Annotated in this window: 18 protein-coding genes and 1 riboswitch; of the genes, 17 read left to right on the plus strand and 1 reads right to left on the minus strand. The window is 36.0% G+C overall.

The annotated features are described in order from the left end of the window. Position 1: 1 nt before the first annotated feature. The 16 genes from aspS to ACQV2G_RS06760 all read left to right on the plus strand — a co-directional run bounded on the left by aspS (position 2) and on the right by ACQV2G_RS06760 (position 18,031). Positions 2-1,774 carry an aspartate--tRNA ligase gene (gene aspS / locus ACQV2G_RS06685; RefSeq protein ID WP_428876420.1) on the plus strand — a complete coding sequence of 591 codons (1,773 nt, stop codon included), beginning with the start codon at positions 2-4 and terminating at the stop codon, positions 1,772-1,774. Between the two features lie 201 nt (positions 1,775-1,975). Next, positions 1,976-3,187, plus strand: a complete 1,212-nt coding sequence (arcA, locus tag ACQV2G_RS06690) for an arginine deiminase (RefSeq protein ID WP_428874662.1) — start codon at positions 1,976-1,978, stop codon at positions 3,185-3,187. A 36-nt stretch (positions 3,188-3,223) separates the two neighbouring features. Beyond that, the gene (gene argF, locus ACQV2G_RS06695) at positions 3,224-4,225 is read left to right on the plus strand and encodes an ornithine carbamoyltransferase (protein WP_428874663.1); all 1,002 of its coding nucleotides are present in this window, start codon (positions 3,224-3,226) and stop codon (positions 4,223-4,225) included. A 101-nt stretch (positions 4,226-4,326) separates the two neighbouring features. Beyond that, positions 4,327-5,832 (plus strand): YfcC family protein, encoded by a 1,506-nt coding sequence (locus ACQV2G_RS06700; RefSeq protein ID WP_428876421.1) that lies wholly within the window; start codon positions 4,327-4,329, stop codon positions 5,830-5,832. Positions 5,833-5,844: 12 nt separating this feature from the next. Further along, a complete protein-coding gene (locus tag ACQV2G_RS06705) occupies positions 5,845-7,182 on the plus strand; it encodes a M20 family metallopeptidase (protein WP_428876422.1) in 1,338 nt (445 codons plus the stop codon). Positions 7,183-7,198: 16 nt separating this feature from the next. Next, positions 7,199-8,140, plus strand: coding sequence for a carbamate kinase (gene arcC / locus ACQV2G_RS06710; protein ID WP_428873832.1), 942 nt, complete (start codon positions 7,199-7,201; stop codon positions 8,138-8,140). Between the two features lie 295 nt (positions 8,141-8,435). Further along, the gene (gene argS / locus ACQV2G_RS06715; protein WP_428876423.1) at positions 8,436-10,127 is read left to right on the plus strand and encodes an arginine--tRNA ligase; all 1,692 of its coding nucleotides are present in this window, start codon (positions 8,436-8,438) and stop codon (positions 10,125-10,127) included. A gap of 213 nt (positions 10,128-10,340) precedes the next feature. After that, positions 10,341-11,039: a Crp/Fnr family transcriptional regulator gene (locus ACQV2G_RS06720; protein WP_428873830.1), complete on the plus strand. Its 699-nt coding sequence runs from the start codon at positions 10,341-10,343 to the stop codon at positions 11,037-11,039. A gap of 22 nt (positions 11,040-11,061) precedes the next feature. Beyond that, entirely contained in the window at positions 11,062-11,616 is a 555-nt protein-coding gene (locus ACQV2G_RS06725; protein ID WP_428874667.1) for a cob(I)yrinic acid a,c-diamide adenosyltransferase, read from the plus strand. A gap of 31 nt (positions 11,617-11,647) precedes the next feature. Next, the gene (locus tag ACQV2G_RS06730; protein WP_428876424.1) at positions 11,648-12,469 is read left to right on the plus strand and encodes a metallophosphoesterase; all 822 of its coding nucleotides are present in this window, start codon (positions 11,648-11,650) and stop codon (positions 12,467-12,469) included. A 2-nt stretch (positions 12,470-12,471) separates the two neighbouring features. Then, positions 12,472-13,203, plus strand: coding sequence for a hypothetical protein (locus tag ACQV2G_RS06735; RefSeq protein ID WP_428874669.1), 732 nt, complete (start codon positions 12,472-12,474; stop codon positions 13,201-13,203). Continuing rightward, positions 13,200-13,955 carry an adenosylcobinamide-GDP ribazoletransferase gene (locus tag ACQV2G_RS06740; protein WP_428876425.1) on the plus strand — a complete coding sequence of 252 codons (756 nt, stop codon included), beginning with the start codon at positions 13,200-13,202 and terminating at the stop codon, positions 13,953-13,955. The genes ACQV2G_RS06735 and ACQV2G_RS06740 overlap by 4 nt, the downstream gene beginning before the upstream one ends. Positions 13,956-14,003: 48 nt before the next feature. Beyond that, a riboswitch (adenosylcobalamin-variant (AdoCbl-variant) riboswitch) is annotated at positions 14,004-14,098 on the plus strand. Positions 14,099-14,692: 594 nt separating this feature from the next. Beyond that, positions 14,693-15,295 carry a bifunctional adenosylcobinamide kinase/adenosylcobinamide-phosphate guanylyltransferase gene (cobU, locus tag ACQV2G_RS06745; protein ID WP_428874672.1) on the plus strand — a complete coding sequence of 201 codons (603 nt, stop codon included), beginning with the start codon at positions 14,693-14,695 and terminating at the stop codon, positions 15,293-15,295. Between the two features lie 31 nt (positions 15,296-15,326). Further along, the gene (locus ACQV2G_RS06750) at positions 15,327-16,244 is read left to right on the plus strand and encodes an ABC transporter substrate-binding protein (RefSeq protein ID WP_428873822.1); all 918 of its coding nucleotides are present in this window, start codon (positions 15,327-15,329) and stop codon (positions 16,242-16,244) included. Continuing rightward, positions 16,231-17,283: a FecCD family ABC transporter permease gene (locus tag ACQV2G_RS06755; RefSeq protein WP_428876426.1), complete on the plus strand. Its 1,053-nt coding sequence runs from the start codon at positions 16,231-16,233 to the stop codon at positions 17,281-17,283. The genes ACQV2G_RS06750 and ACQV2G_RS06755 overlap by 14 nt, the downstream gene beginning before the upstream one ends. Then, positions 17,276-18,031, plus strand: a complete 756-nt coding sequence (locus tag ACQV2G_RS06760) for an ABC transporter ATP-binding protein (RefSeq protein ID WP_428876427.1) — start codon at positions 17,276-17,278, stop codon at positions 18,029-18,031. Before ACQV2G_RS06755 ends, ACQV2G_RS06760 begins: the two co-directional genes overlap by 8 nt. Here ACQV2G_RS06760 and ACQV2G_RS06765 read toward each other — a convergent pair. Then, the gene (locus tag ACQV2G_RS06765) at positions 18,016-18,477 is read right to left on the minus strand and encodes a kinase/pyrophosphorylase (RefSeq protein WP_428876428.1); all 462 of its coding nucleotides are present in this window, start codon (positions 18,475-18,477) and stop codon (positions 18,016-18,018) included. The genes ACQV2G_RS06760 and ACQV2G_RS06765 overlap by 16 nt on opposite strands. Positions 18,478-18,574: 97 nt before the next feature. Here ACQV2G_RS06765 and ACQV2G_RS06770 point away from each other — a divergent pair, with 97 nt between their 5' ends. Further along, on the plus strand, positions 18,575-19,072 hold the full coding sequence (locus ACQV2G_RS06770) for a Fur family transcriptional regulator (RefSeq protein WP_428873819.1): 498 nt from the start codon (positions 18,575-18,577) through the stop codon (positions 19,070-19,072). Positions 19,073-19,149: the final 77 nt, after the last annotated feature.

The raw sequence follows: 19,149 nt of genomic DNA on the forward strand, positions 1-19,149 counted from the left end.
AATGACAGAAAGAACTGTATATTGTGGATTAGTAGATGAACAGTACCTTGGTAAAGAGATCACATTAAAAGGATGGGTACAAAAAAGAAGAGATTTAGGGAGTTTAATTTTTGTTGATTTACGTGATCGTGAAGGCTTTTGTCAAGTGGTCTTTAATGCTGAGAGACTTTCAAAAGAAGATTTTGAGCTAGCCAATCGGATTCGTTCAGAATACATTATTGAAGTGACTGGAGAATTGGCATTAAGAGAAAACAATCAAATGAATAAGCAAGTTAAAACAGGACGTTTTGAGCTGTATGCCAATGCTTTAACCATCTATACTAAAGCTAAAACGCCTGCTATATATATTGAAAATGATTTGGATGTGGATGAAGAAGTTCGCTTAAGAAATCGTATGTTAGACTTACGTCGTCCTAAAATGCAAGCAAATATTCGCCTACGTCATAATGTAACGCGAACAATCCGTAATTTCTTAGACCAAAGAGGATTTGTTGATGTTGAGACACCTATGTTAACCAAATCCACTCCGGAAGGTGCTAGAGACTATTTAGTACCTACTCGCCGTGAAGGGGGATCCTTTTTTGCATTACCTCAATCACCCCAACTATTTAAGCAGCTGCTGATGGGTGCAGGCATGGATCGCTATTATCAAATAGTTAAATGCTTCCGAGACGAAGATTTACGTGGTGACCGTCAACCAGAATTTACCCAAGTCGATATTGAAACCAGCTTTTTAGGTCAAGAAGATATTCAATCATATATAGAAGAGATGCTAAAAGAAGTTGTCAAAGAAACAAGAGGAGTAGAAATTAAGCAAGCATTCCCAACCATGACTTATGCTCAAGCAATGGAAGAATACGGGTCAGATAAACCAGATATTCGCTTTGACATGAAATTAAAAGACCTCTCTCAATGGGCTGAACATAGTGAATTTGGCGTCTTTAAAAATGCTGTAAAAGATGGAGGGCAAGTCAAAGCCATAAACCTTAAAGGCTTAGCTGATGAATACACACGCAAGACAGCAGATGCCTTATCAGAAGTTGTTAAACCCTATGGAGCTAAAGGCTTAGCGTGGATTAAAGTATTAGAGGAAGGCTTTAATGGACCAATCGCTAAATTCTTTACTGAAGAAGACCAAGACCAGATTAAAGAGACGTTGGAAGCTAAAGAGGGAGACATCCTCTTCTTTGTGGCTGATCAAGCCAGTGTCATTGCTGATTCCTTAGGCGCTTTACGTAATCATTTAGCCAAGAAACACACCTTATACGATGTTGAAGAGTTAGCTTTTTTGTGGGTTACCGATTGGCCATTATTTGAATATGATGAAGATAATCAAAGATATGTTGCTATGCATCATCCGTTTACTGCTCCGCAAAACGACGATGTCCAAGCATTAAAAGACAATCCAGCGGATGCTAAAGCTAAAGCCTACGACATTGTTCTTAATGGTTATGAAGTGGGAGGTGGATCTCTAAGAATTTATCAACGTGAGATGCAAGATCAAATGTTTGAATTATTAGGATTTACTGCTGAAGAAGCTAAAAGTCAATTTGGTTTCTTATTAGAAGCAATGGATTACGGCTTCCCTCCTCATGGTGGTATCGCTTTAGGCTTAGATCGATTAGTGATGATACTTGCTCAAGAGCCTAATATTCGTGAAGTCATTGCCTTTCCAAAGAATGGTCGTGGTCACGACTTATTAACAGATGCACCAAGTCATGTTTCGACCGATCAATTGGATGAGTTATATTTACAATTAAAAGCTAAAAAATAATTCCCATTAAAATTTGAAGTAGTTATTAATACCACTATCTTTCTGACGAAAGATAGTGGTATTCTAAAATTTAAGGGATAAATGTGATGAATATCTCATTTAGAATGTTATCAATTCAATTTATCGAAGTGACCGATTTAACGGAAACGTTTTCTATCGTATGTTAGACTAGAGTTAACAAATAATTAAGGAGGAAATAAAATGTCCCACAGTATTAATGTTAATTCTGAAATTGGTCGCTTGAAGAAAGTAATGCTTCACCGTCCGGGTAAAGAATTAGAAAATTTGATGCCAGATTACCTCGAACGCTTATTGTTTGATGATATTCCTTATCTTGAAGCAGCGCAAAAAGAACATGATGAATTTGCTAAGTTATTAGAAAGCCTAGGTGTTGAAGTACTTTATTTGGAAAAATTAGTGGCTGAAGCAATTGATGCAGAAGGATTGAAAGAACAATTTGTTGATGAGTGGATGGCTGAAACAGGGTTAGAGCCAGGCCAAAATTATGACCAAGTTAAACAGTATTTAATGGATATGGAAGATACCTATGAAATGGTATTAAAAACGATGGAAGGATTCAAGAAGAGTGAGATTAAGCATGAATCAAATGGTTTTGATGAATTGCTGTCAAACTATCCTTTTTTAGTGGACCCAATGCCAAACTTATACTTCACCCGAGATCCCTTTGCAACGATGGGTAACGGTGTTTCTCTTAACCACATGTACTCAGATACACGTAACCGTGAAACATTATATGGAAAATATATCTTTAACTATCACCCAGAATATAAAGGAACTACCCTTTATTATGAACGTGATGAAGATACACGTATCGAAGGTGGAGATGAGTTAGTTTTATCTAAAAACACTCTAGCAGTTGGGATTTCTCAACGTACTGATAAATATTCAATCGAGAAATTAGCTCGCAACTTATTTAAAGAGACTGAATTCAAAGAAGTATTAGCATTCTTAATCGATAACAACCGTAAATTCATGCATTTAGATACTGTATTTACTATGATCGATTATGATAAATTTACTATCCACCCTGAAATTGAAGGCGAATTAAAAGTCTTCTCAGTAACTCCTGGTGAAAATGGTGAAATCAAAGTAACTGAAAAAGAAGGGCTGTTAGAAGACATCTTAGCAGAAGCTTTAGGTTTAGAAAAAGTTACCTTAATCCGTTGTGGTGGTGATGACATCGTAGCTGGAGCACGTGAACAATGGAACGATGGTGCCAACACCTTAACGGTAGCACCAGGTGAAGTAATTGTTTACAACCGTAATACTGTAACCAACAAATTATTGATTGAAAATGGTATTAAGATTCACCAAATCGAAGGTAGTGAATTAGTACGTGGTCGTGGTGGTCCTCGTTGCATGTCAATGCCATTTGTTCGCGAAGATATTTAATTTTTTTGATAAACACACAGATATAGGAGGGAATTTATGTTCCAAGGAAGAAACTTTTTAAAAGAAATCGACTTTACTGCCGACGAATTAAACTACTTAATTGATTTCTCAATTCACTTAAAAGACTTGAAAAAACGTGGGATTCCACACGAGTATTTAAAAGGACAAAACATTTGTCTATTATTTGAAAAAACATCTACTCGTACAAGAGCAGCCTTTACAGTAGCTGCTAATGACTTAGGTGCGGCTCCAGAATTCTTAGGTGCTAATGACATTCAATTAGGTAAAAAAGAATCTGTAGAAGATACAGCACGCGTTTTAGGTAGCATGTTCGACGGTATTGAATTCCGTGGTTTCAGTCAAGAGATGGTCGAAGACTTAGGTAAATACGCTGGAGTTCCTGTGTGGAACGGTTTAACTGATGAATGGCATCCAACTCAAATGATTGCTGATTATATGACCTTAAAAGAAAATTTTGGAGAGCTAAAGGGCAAAAAGTTAGTATATTGTGGTGACGGTCGTAATAATGTGGCTAATTCATTATTCATCACTGGGGCTATTATCGGTGTTAATGTGACCATCGCTTCACCAGAAGAATTATTCCCAGATGAAGAATTGGTAGCAAAAGCTCAAGAGTACGCGAAAGAATCAGGCGCTACTATTGAAATTACATCTGATATTAAAGCCGCTGTTAAAGATGCTGATGCATTATATACAGACGTTTGGGTTTCAATGGGTGAAGAAGACAAGTTCGAAGAACGTGTTAACTTATTAAAACCATACCAAATCAATAAAGAATTGACTGACTTAATTGAGGGAGATTATATTATCCTTCACTGCTTACCAGCTTTCCATGATACAGAAACAAAATATGGTAAAGATGTAGCAGAAAGATTCGGTGTTAAAGAAATGGAAATTACTGACGAAGTATTCCGCAGTAAACAAGCCCGTCAATTTGAACAAGCTGAAAACCGTATGCACTCAATCAAAGCGATTATGGCAGTTACTAACGGGAACTTGTTCATTCCTAAAGCTTAATAACAATAACATTACCCTATAAAAAGTGAAACGGGGCATGAAATCCGATTGTGGCCATGAACCGCAATCGGATTTTGTTTTAAAAAAGGAGGAGGAAGAAAATGGAAAAGATGAAGAAACGAAAGATGTTGAATGCTTTTACGATACTATTTATTATTACGGCGGTTATCGCTGTATTAACGTGGATTATTCCATCTGGCGCCTATGAGGTGGATCCTGAAGGAAATTTTATTGCTGGAACTTATCACACAGTAGAGCGTACACGTCAAGGGTTGTGGGATTTATTTGCTGCACCTATTCGTGGGTTTTTAGGTACTGAAACCACTCCGGGAGCTGTTGAAGTTTCGCTATTTGTTATGATCGTTGGTGGATTCTTGGGAGTTGTTACGGAAACAGGTGCTATTGACGCCGGAATCGCCTCTACCATCAAAAACAATAAGAATAATATGACCGGTTTAATCTGGATCTTAATGGCTATTTTTGGACTAGGTGGCTCTACCTATGGTATGGCTGAGGAAACCATGGCCTTTTATCCATTATTAATTCCTTTAATGGTTGGGGTCGGTTTAGATGCTTTAGTGGCTGTGGCGATAATTTTGATTGGGGCTGGATTAGGAGTATTATCTTCAACCGTTAATCCATTTGCCACCACAATTGCTTCAAATATGGCTGGTATTTCAATAATAGATGGTATGTTGCTAAGGGTAATTTTCTGGATAGTCACATATATAATTGGAGCTTGGTATGTTACGCGCTACGCTAAAAAGGTAATGGCTGATAAGAATAACTCTCTGATAGCTGATCAAATGGAAGCGGACAAAGAAAAGTGGAAAGTACCCGAAGATATGCCAAAAGTGACTGGTAAGCAAAAGGGTGTTCTATGGCTATTTGCTCTTACTTTTGTGATTATGATTCTATCACTTATACCTTGGGTTAAGTTAAATGATAACTTCACATTCTTCAGTACAGTGCATGAATGGCTCTTAAATGTACCGTTTTTAGGTGATTTAATTGGACAATCGCTAGAAGGTCTTCCGTTCGGTGAGTGGTATCTAGTTGAGATTTCAGTTCTATTTTTCTTAATGTCTATTGTTATTGCTGCTTACTATGGAATTAAAGAAGATCGTTTTGTAGAAGTCTTTATAGCAGGAGTTAAAGATCTACTTTCAGTGGCATTAATTGCTGCTGTTGCCCGTGGTATTCAAGTAGTGATGAATGATGGTCAAATCACCGCCACTGTATTACACTGGGGAGAACAAGGGTTAGCGAATTTACCAAAAGGTGTTTTCACAGTCTTAACTTATATCTTCTATATCCCAATGTCCTTCTTAATTCCATCGACTTCTGGTCTAGCAGCAGCTACTATGGGTATCATGGCGCCATTAGCCCAATTTGCTGATGTATTAGAAAGTATTGTAGTAACTGCTTTCCAATCAGCCAGTGGTATTGTTAACCTAATTACACCAACATCAGGTGTCGTAATGGGTGCTTTAGCAATTGCAAATATTGACCTATCAACTTGGTGGAAATTTATGCGCAATTTGATTATCATAGTCTTTGTAGTGACCATTGTTTTACTACTTATTGGAGCTTACTTAGGAATTTAAAGGAGTGTTTAAATGGATTACCAATTAACTAAAAATCATCAAGAACCAGCTATTGAAACTTTGCGCCAATGGGTTGCTATTCCATCTGTATTAGATGAAAATGATGCGGAAACTCCATTTGGCCAACCCATTCAAGAAATGCTAGAATTTGCTTTAAAAACTTGTCAAGAAATGGGCATGGAAACCTATATTGATCCAGAGGGTTATTATGGTTATGCAGAAATGGGTCAGGGTGAAGAGTTGTTTGGTGTTCTATGTCACTTGGATGTGGTTCCAGCTTTAAACCCAGATGAATGGACAACGCCTCCATTTGAAATGGATATCCGTGAAGGAGCCTTATTTGGTCGTGGAACACAAGATGATAAAGGACCTTCTATTGCTGCCTTGTATGCATTAAAAGCTTTATTAGACCAAGGACATGAATTAAATAAACGTGTTCGCTTTATCTTTGGAACAGACGAAGAGAACTTGTGGCGTGGGTTAAACCGTTACAATGAAAAAGAAGAGCAAGTAACAATGGGTATTGTTCCTGACTCATCTTTCCCTCTAACCTATGCAGAAAAAGGCTTACTACAGTTGCACATCACCGGTCCAGGTTCAGATGCTTTTGAAATGGAAAATAAAGGAGCCCTAAATGTGGTGCCTGATAAAGCTATTTACAAGGGTGATAAAAAAGATGAATTAGTACAAATTCTTGAGGATTTAGGCTACAAATACCAAGTAGACGGTGAAACTTTAACCGTTTTAGGTAAATCCGTTCACTCTAAAGACTCCTTAAAAGGAGACAATGCTTTAACGCATCTAATTGAAGGAATGTCTGAATTATATGACCATCCTGTCTTAAAATTCGTTAAGGATCATTTTGCGAAAGACGTGAATGGTAAGAGTATCTTTGGTGAGGTTGAAGACCAAGCATCTGGCAGCCTAACATGTAACATTGCTAACCTAGAGGTTACGGCTGAAGAGTCCAAACTAGGTATTGATATGCGTATTCCAGTAACTGCTGACAAAGATCAATTGGTAGAACAATTAGCTAAAGTAGCAAAAGAGTACAAACTCAAGTATAATGAGTTTGATTATCTAGCTTCGTTATATGTTCCAGTTGACTCTGAGTTAGTGACTACTTTGTTAAAAGTATATCGCGACTTAACTGGCGATATGACTGAACCAATTTCTTCTGGTGGTGCTACCTTTGCTCGTACAATGAAAAATTGTGTGGCATTTGGTGCCCTTCAAGAAGGGGTAGAAGATACAATGCATCAAATAGATGAAAGAATGCCACTCGATAATTTCTATCAAACCATGGAAATCTATGCCCATGCATTGAAGGCTTTAGTTACTAAGGCCTAATGAAAGGATTGAATATATGAAAAAACGTAAAATTGTTGTCGCTTTAGGTGGGAATGCGATTCTATCTTCCGACCCAAGCGCTCAAGCACAAAAAGACGCTTTAAAAGAAACAGCAAAACATTTAGTGAAATTAATTCAAAATGGAGACGAGGTTATTATTACTCACGGTAATGGTCCCCAAGTTGGAAATCTATTGCTACAAAACATTGCAGCTGATTCTGAGAAAAACCCAGCTTTCCCATTAGATTCATTAGTGGCTATGACCGAAGGCTCAATTGGTTATTGGTTACAAAATGCTATGCAAAATGAATTAAATAAATTAGGTATCGATAAGCCAGTAGTTAGTTTGGTCACTCAAGTTATTGTAGATAAAAACGATCCAGCTTTTGATAACTTATCAAAACCAATTGGACCATTCTACAGTGAAGAAGAAGCCAAACAACAAATGGCTGAAACTGATGCTAGCTTTAAAGAAGATGCTGGTCGTGGATGGCGTAAAGTTGTTGCTTCACCTAAGCCAGTTGCTATCAAAGAAGTTGATTCCATCAATACCTTAGTAAATGCTGGTAATGTAGTGGTTGCAACTGGTGGTGGCGGTATTCCAGTACTTGAAGACAATGGCCAATTAGTTGGAGTAGAAGCAGTTATTGATAAAGACTTTGCTTCACAAAAACTAGCTAACGATCTCGGAGCTGACTTGTTTATCGTTCTAACAGGTGTGGATTATGTCTATGTAAACTACAACAAACCAAATCAAAAAAAATTAGAAAAAGTTTCGATCGAAAGCTTGAAAGAATATATTAAAGAAGAGCAGTTTGCACCGGGATCTATGTTACCAAAAGTTGAAGCAGCTATTGCATTCGTTGAAAATACAGATCATGGTAAGGCTGTCATTACTTCATTAGAAAATCTTCAAGCATTAATTGAAAATGAATCAGGAACGATTATTAAAAAATAAGAGCTTGTTATTTTTTTAAAATTAATATACAATGAGACAAAATTAATAATTAAATCTTAAAGAGAGTAGATTATGCAAGACTGAATAGCAAGTTGGGATGATGGGAGCCGATGAGTCTTAATTAATTGAACCGCACTTTATTATTTGGGTGAATGAAATGAGTAGTTCATCACGTAGGCAACTGCGTTATCAATTTAAGACCTTAAAATTTAAGGTGAATTAGAGTGGTACCGCGTATAACCATATGCCTCTAGAAGGAATTCTAGAGGCTTTTTTGTATAGAAAGGAAGATTTTATGTTAGTAAAAAAGCAAATTGTTGAAACTTTATATCCTGTATTATCAGAGCACTTGACCCAAGAACAGATCGAAAATTTAATTGAACAACCTAATAATAATGAGCACGGAGACTATGCTTTTCCAGTTTTCTCTTTGGCTAAAATATTTCGCAAAGCCCCCCATCAAATTGCTGAAGAAGTAGCAGAAAAAATTGATACTTCTGCATTTGAAAAAGTTCAAGTAGTCGGAGCTTATATCAACTTTTATATTAAGCGCGACGACTTGGCTAGCAAAGTCTTAAAAGAAGTACTTGAACAAGGTGAAAGCTATGGTCAAACAGATATTGGTAAAGGAGGTAACGTTCCAATTGATATGTCGTCTCCTAATATCGCTAAGCCAATGTCAATGGGACACTTACGGTCAACCGTATTAGGGAATTCGATTGCCTTAATTTTGGAAAAATTAAATTATAATCCTATTCGTATTAACCACTTAGGTGATTGGGGAACGCAATTTGGTAAATTAATTGTTGCTTATCAAGGTTGGGGTGATGAAGAAACAGTAAGGAAAGATCCAGTTAATGAATTAGTAAAGTTATATGTTGATTTCCATGAAAAAGCTGAAGAAAATCCCGAATTAGAAGATCAGGCAAGACAAGTCTTCAGAGCCCTAGAAGATGGCAATGAAGAGTATCATAGACTATGGACTTGGTTTAAAGAAGAGTCTATTAATGAATTTAAACGTGTTTACAATCTTTTAAATATTAAATTTGATTATTATACTGGAGAATCGTTCTATAATGATAAGATGGGCGAAGTTTTAGATTATTTAGCAGATAATAATATCTCTAAAATCGAACGTGGAGCCACAATTGTTGACCTTGAAAAGTATCACTTACCTGTTGCTTTAATTAAAAAATCAGATGGAGCTACTTTGTATCTGACTAGAGACTTAGCGACTGCTTACTATCGCAAGCGTACTTTTGATTTCGTGATGAGTTTATATGTTGTTGGTAATGAGCAAAGTGATCACTTTAGACAATTAAAAGCTGTTTTAAATGAAATGGGTAACGATTGGGCTGAAAATATGCACCATATTCCATTTGGCTTGATTACTTTAAATGGTAAAAAGTTATCCACTCGTAAAGGTAAGATAGTTTTACTTGAAAAAGTGCTTAATGAAGCGATTGAAATTGCCGATAAACAGATCACAGCTAAGAACCCTGACTTAGAAAATAAAGCTGAGATTGCTAAACAAGTGGGTGTGGGGGCTGTTGTCTTCCATGACTTAAAAGCAGATCGTCTCAACTCTTTTGATTTTAATTTAGATGATATCGTTCAATTTGAAGGTGAAACTGGTCCATATGTTCAGTATACTTATGCGCGTTTAAATACAGTGCTTAATAAATATAGTAAGGAAATAAAGCCAACGGAAGAGTTGAACTTAGATCATGAACACTCATGGGAAATCATTAAATTAATTAAACAGTATCCAGAAGTCGTTATTAAGGCAGCTGAGCATTTTGAACCATCAGTCATTGCAAAATATGTTATTCAATTAGCACAATTGTCCAATAAGTATTATGCCAAAGTCCGTATTTTGGAAGAAAATGATCAGTTAGAATCAAGAATTCAATTGGTTAAAGCGATTACGATTGTTCTAAAAGATGCATTATCATTGCTAGGTATTGGCGCTCCTGAAAAGATGTAATGAGAACCTCCTGTTAACATTTATTGGACACCTTTCATTGTTTGATTTATATATTCACAAGTGAGATAATATCTATGAATAAATGACATAAAAGGTGAGTAAATATAGTGGCATCTTTTGAATTGAATTTTGAAAATTGACAACTAAATTTCTATACAAAAGACTCCTTTTATCGTCAGTAAACAATTTACTTTGACAAAGAAAGGGGTCTTTATGGTTAATCGGGCAATTGAAAATTATATTAACGATATATATAACTATGATTTTTTCAATCGACTTTCAATTGATGAAGTCAATCAAATTACTTCTAACTCTATTTTTCATCACATTCCAAAAGGTCAGTTAATCTTTTTTCAAGATGATCCAAATATTTATTGTTATTTCGTCTTTAAAGGATTGGTTCGTCTTGAAAGAGAAAATGCTTCAGGAGAGTTTTGTTACTTAGATTATGTGGCGGAGGAAAGTTTTTTTCCTTATGCGGAATTCTTTTTTAAAGACCACCATCTTTATGATGCCTATGCAGCTACAGATGTTGATTTAGCTTACATCCCCAAAAACCTAATGGAAAATATTGTCTTTAAAAATGCGGAACAATTCAAATTTCTTTATGAAAATTTAGCCAGTGTCCAATATTATTTGGAAAAACGTGTGCAAATGACGGCTATACCAAGTGCTTCTAGCCGAGTAATTCAGACCCTGGCTTTATGGATGTATGATATGGGGCGTTTTATGGGTGATCATGTGGTTATTCCACATCCATTGACTATTAACGAAGCGGCGACAGTAGCCGGTACGACAAGAGAGACAGCAGGAAGAGTCATTAAAGATTTAACTCAAGAGAAAAAAATTACTTTTACACGTAAAAAAATAATTTATCATGATTGGAAATATTTTAACGACCTGATTCAGTAACTATCAAAGAGGTGAGAAAACAATGAAAATTTATACGCGAACAGGAGATCAAGGGAATACGCGTTTAATTGGCAACCGTGTGGTAGCCAAAAACAACCCCTTAGTTGAGGCATATGGAAGTATTGATGAACTCAATTCTTATATTGGTATCCTTATTGCAAGCCCTAATTTAGCCGATGAAATTCGTCAAGATTTATTAGAAATTCAACAATTACTATTTGATTGTGGGACAGATGTTGCAAACGCAGATGAAAAGATTCCTTATCGTACCACAGAGACTGCTATTACTTGGTTAGAAGAACGAATTGATGCTTACGATAAAAGAGTTGACCCTATTGAATCTTTTATCTTGCCTGGAGGAACCATGGAAGCCAGTCAACTTCAATATGCTCGTAGTATTGCTCGTAGAGTTGAAAGAAGGCTGGTTAGCCTACCAATTTCTGAAAAGTTAAATCCGAATGTCTTAAAATTTCTTAATCGGCTTTCCGATTATTTGTTTGTAGGTGGTCGCTTAGTTAACCACCTTAATAATCAAGCAGAACCGAAGTATGTAAGATCGGGGAAAGTGTTTCGCTAAGTGGTTTAAATTAATTGTGAGGAGATAGAAAATGAAGATTGGTGTTATTTCTGATCTCCATATTGATTTACAAGCAGAGCCCTACGCTCAAACAATTATTGATTTACTGGCTAAAGAAACTGATGAGTGGAATTTGTCTTATTTAATTATAGCTGGAGACATAGCGAATCATCAGTCTTTAGTTTTTTCATTCATTAAGGACTTACAAGCAGCCATAACCATCCCTTTATATTTTGTTCCAGGAAATCACGATTATTGGTCTACTAATCAAGAAACCCAAATTATTTATGATAGCTATTGTAACCATCCGAACTGTTTAATAGGAAAGCCACTTTCTCTAAATCAAGATTGGGGATTAGTCGGGCACTCCGCTTGGTACAATCATTCGGGAAATTTTGGACGTCATGATGAAAAATTTCTTCAAGCAGGTAGATACCAAGGTTATAAGTGGGAGGATAAACTACATATTAATTGGCAGCAATCTGATCGCCAAGTCTCAAGAGAATTTGCCAGAACAATAGAAAAAGATATGATCTACCTAAACAAAGCTAATTATATTCTAGTCACTCATTTTGTAACAGATTTTGATTTGCAAATCTTACCAGATCCTAAATTTCAAGAAGACATAGATTATTTTAATGCTTTTATTTCTACTGATGATCTTAAGCCTCTTTATGATAAATATCCCATCCGTCATAGTTTTATGGGACATGTCCACCGCAGACAGAAACTGACTAAGCAAGGATGTAATTATTATTTAACAAGTTTAGGAACACCTAGAGAGTGGGAAGAGGGATCGACTTTGTTGGACAATCTAAAGGAAGCTTTGAAGGTTATTGAGATAGGAGAGTAGAAATGGAAAAATATCGTGATATACATATTATGCCATTAAGTAATGATGAGTCCTTAGTTATTGCTTGTGACACTTCAGCTTCAATCGGCCAAAAAGAAGCTGATGTTTTAAGCGTTTCACCCCAAATTACTGCAGCTTTTGCTGTTCGCGTGGTACTTATGGAGGTTCTTTCTGTAAACGCCCAGCCACAATTATTAATAAATATGTTTGGCAATGAAATGAATCCAACTGGAGATTTAATGCTTGATGGTATAAAAAAAGAACTGGCATTAGCAGGTCTTTTTGATTTAGCAATGAATGGCTCAACTGAGGAAAATATGCCAACTAAGATGACATCCCTTGGACTCACCTTGCTTGCAAAGGCCAAAATCGCTGATTTAAAAATAAAAAAAGTCCAACCAGGGGATCAAGTCTATCAAATAGGAAAACCTTTAATGGGTCAGGATTTAATTGACCAGGTCGATCAAATAGTTAGTTATCAAGAGCTTTACCACTTATTAAATCTTAAAGATGTCATTCATGAAATAGTTCCAATTGGGTCTCAAGGTGCGATTGCTGAAGCACAGCAAGTGGCTAAATTTAACCAACTTGATTTTAGATTAGGTCAAGATTTACCTCAATTTTATCAATCAGCAGGGCCTGCAACATCTCTCTTAATTGTAATAAAACCAGCTTTTAAAGCTAATTTATTGACAATTTTTAAAGATATTAAATGGGTGGGTGAGCTATATTGATTGAGTCTATTATTTTATATTTTCAATTTTTTACAGCAATCCCAATTAATCAATCAGTCGATCAAGCAGCTACTAAATTAAAAAAAGGGGTAATCTATTTCCCAGCTTTTGCTTTTATATATGCCGGAATCTTTGCTTTGTTCTTTTTTTTATTTCGTAACTTTTTCTCATCCACCATCGCATGGTCTCTATTAATTATCTTGGATATTTTACTAACTAGAGGCTTTCATTATGATGCTTTGGCTGATACTGCTGACGGACTATTATCCTCTAAAAAAGCTGATGAGATGGTTCGAATTATGAAAGATTCAGCAATTGGAGCCAATGGTGCTTTGATCTTAATTTCGACTATTTTACTTACCTTTGTTTTAGGAAGAGAGTTTTTAATTAATTATTTTGAAAATGAAATAGTCTTTGTTATTGCTTGGGCTGCCAGTGGTCGTAGCTGTTTACCCTTAATGTTTTATCAGTTAGTGTATGTTGGTGATAACCCCAATGGCTTAGGTAGTCTTTTCCTAGGCGTTTCTACTTGGAAAATTGTGGCCAGTCAGATTTTAACAATGGCCTTCTTTTTCCTATTAGGGTGGCCGTATCTACTTAGTTATATAAGTCTTTTGCTTACCATGTATTTTTATCGCTATTTCGTGTATCATAAAATTTCAGGTATGACAGGAGATACCATGGGAGCTGCTGCTTTAATTGGTCAAATCATGTATATGCTGTTTGTTTTACTTCTTTTTAATAAGAATTAGGATTGTCATTTTCTTTAATAATTATGCTATAATGATGCTAAGCTCTTTGATAATTAAGATAGAATAGGGGAAGCACGTGAGAATCGTGCGCAGTCCCTTGCTACTGTATGGATGAAAATCTAAGTCAGATTACCTATTTTATCAAGGATGATTGTTATTTCTCAAGGTCTCGTAACAAGGTTCGTTAACAAATACGTTTATTAACCAGACAAGTAGCTAGTCTGGTTTTTTTAAGGAGGTAAGATGAAGGCAAAAGATTTAGTAACCCTTGCTCATATGATGTCATTGTCAATCATATGAGCACAGTTCAAGCTATTCTTGACAGTAGCTTTTGATTCAAGTCCAGCTTTTATACTCTTGCTAGCTATGAGAAGATCTGCTGGCGCGATAGTTGGTGCTATAGGACATTTAACAACGGCAATGAGCTCAGCTTTTCCCTTAAGTATTCCACTTATCTTTTATTAATGGCACTTATGATACTAGCTCAGATTAATTTTGTTATGATTTATCGTAAATTTAAATCTTTGAAATATGGCCGGTTATTCTTCCAACTCTAGGCGCCTGCTTGTTTAATGTTTTATTACCACTTCTATGTTTTCAACCGATTTTAGGGGCTGCAATGCTGGTAAGTTTCTTTTAGCCCTTAAAGCTAGCTACTCTTGCTAATGTATTGTTAGCTTTGCGACTTTTTGAAGGTCTAACAAAAATAAATATATTGATGTTTAGGAAGTGAGTGAATGGGGGAAATTATTTATTATACTGGAGGAGCTAAATCTGGTAAATCTAGATTAGCTCAAGAAGAAATTTATAGACGAAAGCTTCAAAATATTGCTTATATAGCAACCCAAGCCAATAAGTTTTCTGATTCAGAAGTAAAAAGGAGTATTGAAAAACATCGTTTATCAAGACCCAAAGATTGGGATACTTATGAACAGGCTCATGATTTGGATCAATTGGTTAAGCAACTTTCAAATAATTATCAAATTGCTTTAGTCGATTGTATGACGGTTTGGCTAACCAATATTCTTTTTGATAAATGGCAATTCTTAGCTAACAATCAAGAACTATCTTTTGATGAGTATGTCAATGAACTAAAGGGTGAGCAAATCCAAAAGCTAGAAGATTTTGTTATGGAAGAGCTTAATGCTTTTTTAAAAGAAATAAAAGCTTCATCAACGGATTTTATCATTGTGTCAAATGAGCTAGGTCTAGGATTAGTTCCAGAGTATAAACTCGGGCGCATTTTCAGAAATATTCATGGTTTAATGAATCAAGAAATTGCCAGACAAGCGAACTTAGTTTATTGGGTGGTTTCAGGAATTGCAGTGAATATAAAGTAAAAAAATTTAAAGAAATAAAGGAGAAAATTAAATGAATAAAAAAATTGCTGTTTTAATGATGTTTGTGATGACTCTGTTTACCGGACAAATGGTATCTAGTGAAGAAACGACGGTTCTCACATTGACCGATATGGTTGGTAGAGAAGTTGTGCTTGAAGAGGGACCCGTTGATGAAATTGTCACTTTAATGCCAGCAGATGCTGAGATACTCTTTGAAATAGGAGCAGGAGACACTATTGTGGGTCGAGGAACTTATGTAGACTTCCCGGCAGATGAAGTGGAAGAGATTCCAGCTATCGCTACTGGTGAAAATTTAAATATTGAAGAAATTATTGCCCTAGACCCAGAAGTGGTTGTGATGACTGCTATGTCCTTAACTGAAGATCAAATGACTGCTATTGAAGACGCAGGAATTACCGTCTTGGTGACAGATGCCCAGACAATTGAGGAAGTCTATGAAGCAATCGATTTGCTCGGTCAATTAGTTGGTAAAGAAGAAGAAGCAGACCAATTAATTGAAGAAATGGAAACAGTCTTTAAAGAGTTTGAAGAAAAAGCTGACCAAGAAGAAGAATCTAAGAGTGTTTATTATGAAGTTTCTCCGCTAGAGTTTGGCTTATGGACTGCTGGTTCTGAAACCTTCATGGATGAAATTGGACAGATGTTGAATTTAGAAAATGTTTTTGCAGATCAAAAATCCTTTGTTGAAGTCTCAGAAGAACAAGTTTTATTAGCCAATCCACAAGTAATCATTACTACTTCTCTTCCTATGGATGAAGAGGCTCCTTCTCCTGAAGAAGAAATTATGCAACGCAAAGAATGGGATGACCTTTCAGCTGTAAAAAATGATAAAGTTTTTGCAGTAGACAATTCTGCTTTCACTAGACCTGGACCGCGCTTGATGGATGCTGTCAAAGAATTATATGATCTAGTTTATGGCACAGAATAAGAGCTGGCAGCTTTCACAATCAGCTAAAAAAAGTGTCGTAAAATTAGTCCTGATGGTGTCAACAACTCTCTTAATACTAGCTATGGCTTTGAGTATAGGAAGTGTGAAAATTTCTTTTACTGACTTGTATCAAGTGCTAGAAAATCAAGTCTTAAATCAATCAATGACCGACTTGGAACAACAGGCAACCATCTTACTTGCTGTTAGACTACCTCGTTTACTCACTGCTTTTTTAATCGGCATGGCCCTTTCTTTGAGTGGAATGACCATGCAAAGCTTGTTAATGAACCCCTTGGCTGATGGCTCTACCTTGGGAGTTTCAGCTGGAGCAAGCTTGGGTGCTGGCATTGCTATCGTCATTGGGATTCCTTCCTTTATCCAAAGGCAAGGAATCTTTTTGATGGCGGTGATCTTTGCTTTTGGATCACTAGTATTGATTTTATCTTTTTCTTATTATTTGGATAAACAGTTAAAGAATATGACTGTTATCTTAACTGGAATCGTCTTTACCATGCTGGTCTCTTCATTAATGAATATTTTAATGATTATTAGCAAAGAAAAGCTGCCTTCTTTAGTTTTTTGGACTTTAGGGTCGCTTTCAGGCTCCAGGTATACCGATGTTTGGGTAATGGGTGTTTGCGTCATAATAATGGGTGGCTATATTGTTATGAAATGGCAAGAATTGAACGCTTTTTCAATGGGGGAAAACATCGCAAGAAATATTGGGATAAACATAGTCTCTGTTCGAATTAAATTGTTTATTGCCACTTCCATCTTGATTGGTGTTGCTGTTTCAATAGGCGGTTCGATACCTTTTGTAGGTTTAATAACCCCCCATATTAGTCGTTTAATTGTGGGCTCCAATCATAGACGTTTGATTCCTTGGACTCTATTTATTGGTGGTAACTTTATGGTGGTAACCGATTTATTAGCTCGCACCATTGCCTCCCCCCTTGAAATACCAATAGGGGCAATCACTTCCTTATTTGGCAGCTGTATTTTTATTCTTATCTTTGCTAGGGGGAAGCGTAATGCTTAAAGTTAATAAACTCAAAATGGAATTAGATAAAAAAATAATTTTACATGACATTAATTTTGAAGTAGCCGAGGGTGATTGGTTGATGATTTGTGGACCAAACGGATCAGGAAAAACCTCATTAATAAAAGCTCTATCTGGTCAAAATCCCTACACTGGAGAAATTGAGATCTATGGCAGCAACCTTCGGCTTTTAAAAAGCAATCAAAAGGCAATGATTTTTGGTGTTTTAGACCAACATCCTGGTTCAGACTTTGATTTTACTGTAGAAGAATTAGTGCGTATGGGACGCTACCCACATCTTAAAGGCTGGTTTAAGAGCTGGACAGACATAGATCAAGAGGCGCTTGAAAGAGTCCTGCTTCAAACCAATCTATATCAAAAGCGTAAGCGATCAGTTCAAAGCTTATCAGGAGGAGAAAGGCAGCGAGCATACTTAGCTCAACTTTTTTTACAGGATCCTAAGTTATTAATATTAGATGAACCAAGTAATCATTTAGACTTAATATATGAGCAAAACCTTTTTAGAACACTTAAAGAGTGGTTGCAGCAGCCAGGACGATCCATTATTACAGTTATGCACGATTTGAGTCTTGCTAAAAAATATGGAAATCGGGCTCTATTGTTAAAAGAGGGACATCAAGTAGTTTTTAATGATGTGTCTAAGGCTTTGTCTTCAGAAAAATTAAATAGCAGTTATCAAATGGATATTACGAGTTATTTAAAAGAAAAATATCAACAATGGCAATGATAATAACCCCTAAATGTTTTTACGTCAACATTTAGGGGTGTTTTTGAAGGGTGTGAGACAGCTAATAAGATAATATCTGCTTCGATAAAAATTTTGGGCTCTTTTCCATCAGCATAGCGCATGGCAAATTCCACGGCATTAATACGGTCAAAATATTCATGGTTTAACTCGTTTTGAGCACCGATAGTTTGACTTGTTTTTTCGGTAAGTTGTGATACCACTTGAGTAAAGGGTGGTGATAAATTAAAGAAATGTAAATTATTCATTATGCAAAAAGATTCGGCCTCTTTAGCTTGATGATTTTTAGCCTCTTGTAGAACCCCTTGCAAGCGCGAGCTTGTTGAAATGAAGACATATTTGTGCAATAATATATGAACATATGGGAATTGATAGGCTACTGCTTTAGCAACTCTTAAGGTGGTCTCACCAATTGAATCCGATATGATAAAAAATGAAGTGGTAACGGATTTGCTTGATTCCTAATGGCTATCCAGTTAATGAATTAATTTAAGTTTACCATATTTCTTGAAAGAGGTGACAGAATTGAAAGAAGTTAGATTAAATGAAGGTCAGTTAGCTCCAGAAGTTCAACAACTTATTGATCAAGGTTTAAAGACTCTAAAAAAAGAAGGATTTAAAATGACCAAGAAGCGCCGAGAAATACTTTCCCTCTTTGCTGAAAACCAACGCTACCTATCTGCTTTGGGCATTCATAAAGCATTGGAAGAGAAGTATCCGACCATGTCTTATAATACTACTTATCGTAACCTCTATGATTTCGTTGAAGTGGGTATTCTTGAAACGACGGAATACCAACAAGAACAACTATTTCGATATAATTGCCATTTAACTCACGGCACAGACCATCACCATCACCATCATTTTATTTGCACCAATTGTGGTAAAACAATTCTACTTGATGCTTGTCCCATGCAACATATTACAACCGATTTATCTTCAGTTGAAATAAGGAGTCACCGCTTTGAAGTCTTTGGCCTGTGTGCTGAATGTAAAGAAGTATTACAAGATAATCCCGCATAAACTTCACAAAAGTTTTTCTTTGTTCTGTCAACCGTAAATGAAAATGTCCTGAAATTTTAAAAATTTGCGGGATAAAA

Source organism: Facklamia sp. P12955, assembly GCF_050409565.1.
Taxonomy (GTDB): domain Bacteria; phylum Bacillota; class Bacilli; order Lactobacillales; family Aerococcaceae; genus Facklamia.